Source organism: Frankia sp. CcWB2 (genome assembly GCF_977927585.1).
Genome location: NZ_CDWRCM010000014.1, coordinates 14,363 through 16,795 on the forward strand (window position 1 = coordinate 14,363; position 2,433 = coordinate 16,795).

The 2,433-nt window shown below is 73.2% G+C and carries 4 protein-coding genes; all 4 read left to right on the forward strand.

Annotated elements, in window-relative coordinates; translation table 11 throughout:
* Positions 1–707, forward strand: a 707-nt coding sequence (locus ACY45C_RS03060; RefSeq protein WP_462186140.1) for a GNAT family N-acetyltransferase, incomplete at its 5' end; no start/stop codon positions are given.
* Entirely contained in the window at positions 704–1,639 is a 936-nt protein-coding gene (folP, locus tag ACY45C_RS03065) for a dihydropteroate synthase (protein ID WP_462186141.1), read from the forward strand. The genes ACY45C_RS03060 and folP, both read left to right, overlap by 4 nt.
* On the forward strand, positions 1,636–2,103 hold the full coding sequence (gene folB / locus ACY45C_RS03070) for a dihydroneopterin aldolase (protein WP_462186142.1): 468 nt from the start codon (positions 1,636–1,638) through the stop codon (positions 2,101–2,103). The genes folP and folB overlap by 4 nt, the downstream gene beginning before the upstream one ends.
* Positions 2,093–2,433 (forward strand): 2-amino-4-hydroxy-6-hydroxymethyldihydropteridine diphosphokinase (gene folK, locus ACY45C_RS03075; protein WP_462186143.1); only part of this gene is annotated, 341 nt, incomplete at its 3' end. The genes folB and folK, both read left to right, overlap by 11 nt.

The following is a 2,433-nucleotide window of genomic DNA, read 5'->3' on the forward strand; positions in this document are numbered from 1 at the left end:
GCGAGTCCGCCGGATCGTCCCGGCGAGGCAACTCGGTCTGGGCTCGCGGTGACGTGCCCGACCTCGCCGCGGCGCTCGCCACGGTGCGGGATTTCTACACCGCCGCCGGTCTGCCGCCGACCTTCCAGCTGGCGCCCTTCTCCCGGCCGACCGGGCTCGGCGCGGTCCTTGACGCCGCCGGGTACGACGACACCGGTCCCACCGACGTCTGCACGGCGCCCCTCGCCGACCTTGTGCGTGGTGCCGACCTGGCACCGGCGGCTGCCGGCTCGGTGGGGGTGACCGTCACCACCACGCCGACGGATGAGTGGCTGGAGGTCGCTGGCCAGGTGCTGACGACATTCAACGTGCAGCGGCCCGGCACGCTCGCGGTGCTCTCGGCGCTGCGGCTGCCCACCATCTACATCACCCTGACCGTGGACGGCGTACCGGCGGCGGTCGGACGCGGCATCGCGGACGATCGTTGGCTGGGTGTCTACAGCATGGCGACCCTGCCTGTGGCCCGTGGCCGGGGCGCGGCCCGCCGGGTCATCGCGGCACTCGCCGAGTGGGCGGCGGGCAGAGGCGCCACTCATGCTTATCTGCAGGTCGAAGAGATCAGCGCCGCGGCGCGGGGCCTGTACGCCGATCTTGGTTTCCGGCCGGTCTACCGCTACGCCTACCGCCGTGCGCCGCTGGGCGCGACGTCCGGTGGAGGTCTCCCATGAGCGGGACCGTCGAGGAACTCCTCGTGCCGGGCGGCCTGACCAGGGTGATGGGCGTCATCAACGTCACGCCGGACTCGTTCTCGGACGGCGGTACCTACCTCGATCCGCTGGAGGCGGTCCGGGCCGGGCTGCGGATGGTCGACGACGGGGCGGATCTCGTCGACGTCGGTGGCGAGTCGACCCGACCGGGCGCGTCCCGGGTCATCGCCGCCGAGGAGATGCGTCGCGTGCTCCCGGTGGTGGCCGAGCTCACCGCCGCGGGCGTCCGGGTCAGCATCGACACCAGCCGTGCCTCCGTGGCCGCCGCCGCGGTCGACGCCGGGGCAGTGCTCGTCAACGACGTGTCCGGCGGCGCCGATCCCGATCTGCTCGGTCTCGTCGCCGACCGCGGCGTGCACTATGTGCTGATGCATGCGCGGGGGACCAGTGCGGACATGGCGTCCCGGGCGGTGTACCGCGACGTGGTCGCGGAGGTGGTCTCGGAACTCGTGGACCGGCTCGAGGCCGTGCTGGCCGCCGGGATCGCCGAGGATCGGGTCATCCTTGACCCCGGCCTCGGCTTCGCCAAGACCGCCCGGCACAACTGGACGCTTCTGCGCCACATCGACGCCTTCTTCGCGCTCGGCTGGCCGCTGCTGGTCGGCACGTCCCGCAAGTCGTTTCTCGGCTCGGTACTGGCGGGCGCGAACGGCTCGGCCCGGCCGGTCGCAGACCGGGACGACGCCACCCAGGCGACCACCGCGTTGCTGGCCGCGGCCGGGGTGTGGGGCGTGCGGGTGCATGCCGTCCGGCCGGCCGCCGACGCCGTGCGGGTCGTGCGCGCCTGGCGGGACGATGGTGACCGGCCCGGGGACGGACCCGAGGTCGATCCCGGCTGGGCCGTGGACGCCGGCCGGGTGGAAGACCGGGAGGTTCCGTGGGTTCCGCGGTGACGGGTTCCGCGGCGGAGGTCGCCTCCCGACCGAGGGCCACGTCGCTCGACCGGATCACCCTGTCGGGGCTGCGGGCTCGCGGCCACCACGGGGTTCTGGCGGCGGAACGGGATCTTGGCCAGGAGTTCGTCGTCGACGCCACGCTGTGGCTCGACCTCTCCTCGGCAGCGTCCCACGACGACGTGACCCGCACCGTGCACTACGGCGAGCTTGCCGAGACCCTTGCCGGGATCGTCACCGGAGAACCCGTGAATCTGATTGAGACCCTCGCCGATCGACTCGTCCGCGCCTGTCTGCGGGACGGTCGGGTGATGCGGGCCGAGGTGACTGTCCACAAGCCCGCGGCCCCGATCGCGGTTCCGTTCGCCGACGTCGCGGTGACGATCGTCCGGAACCGGGTCGACGGCGTCGAGTCGGTGACCGCGCCGGACGCGGCCGCGGGGGTCGCCACCGATGGCGGGTGATCGGATGACCCGGCCGGACCATGCGGTGCTGTCGCTCGGGTCCAACCTCGGTGATCGTCTGGGCCGGCTGTCCGCCGCCGTCCACCGGCTCGACCGCGCGCTGGGGGTGCTCGCCGGCTCACCGGTGTACGAGACGGCACCCGTCGGTGGACCCGAGCAGGACGACTACCTGAACGCCGTCGTCCTGGTGCGTCCGGCGCCCCCGCGTGATCTGCTCGAGGTCGTCCGCGAGGTGGAGGAACGGGCCGCGCGGGTCCGGGCCGTCCGGTGGGGCCCGCGAACGCTCGACGTCGATGTCATCGCGGTCGGTGACCTGCGCAGTGACGACCC

Excerpts from the sequence above, each read along its gene's own strand:
- folP (WP_462186141.1), top strand. The coding sequence starts at position 704 with ATGAGCGGGACCGTCGAGGAACTCCTCGTGCCGGGCGGCCTGACCAGG.